Genomic DNA, 684 nt, shown 5'->3' on the forward strand with positions numbered 1-684 from the left:
GCGAAGTGCTGAGCGTCGAGCCGAWCGCGATCATGCTGCGCAAGGATGACCCGGCCTTCAAGAAGGCGGTCGACGACAGCATCGTGGCGCAGATCAAGTCGGGCGACCTCGCCAAGACCTACGACAAGTGGTTCAACCAGCCGATCCCGCCGAGCAACACCAAGGTCGGCCTGCCGCTGTCGGACGCCACCAAGGCCGCCTGGGCGGCCCCGAACGACAAGCCGATGGAAGACTACGCCAAGAAGTAAGGCGGGTTCTTGCGATGGACCGGGACTGAGGTAAGCCCTGACGCCACTGGGCGCGACACTTGCTTACAGTCCCCCCAGCGCGGCGCCGGGTGACCCGCGTCGCGCTTTTTCTTGGGGCAGCGCAGTCGTCGTGCGCCCCTCACAAGAATTGGAGCAATGCCTTGGGCAAGTGGGACTGGCAGGTATTCCTGCAAGACACGGGGGGCGGGCAGACCTACCTTCAGTGGATGTTGTCGGCATGGGGGTGGACCTTGTCAGTGGCCTTGCTGGCACTGATCGTCTCGCTCGTGTTGGGTTCGTTGGTCGGCATCTTGCGCACGCTGCCGAACAAGGTGCTCGCCTACCTCGGTGAAACCTGGGTCGAGTTGTTCCGCAACGTTCCTCTTCTGGTCCAGCTTTTCATCTGGTACCACGTCATTCCGACGATGTTCCTGAG

At 62.4% G+C, this 684-nt stretch carries 1 protein-coding gene and 1 pseudogene; both read left to right on the top strand.

Features of this window, described 5'->3' with window-relative positions; translation table 11 throughout:
- Positions 1–248, top strand: a pseudogene (locus tag AC1D15_RS35780) (amino acid ABC transporter substrate-binding protein); the annotation flags it as partial.
- A gap of 161 nt (positions 249–409) precedes the next feature.
- Positions 410–684 (top strand): ABC transporter permease subunit (locus tag AC1D15_RS35785; protein ID WP_477829824.1); only part of this gene is annotated, 275 nt, incomplete at its 3' end.

This window comes from Rhizobacter sp. P2_H2, from assembly GCF_056403375.1.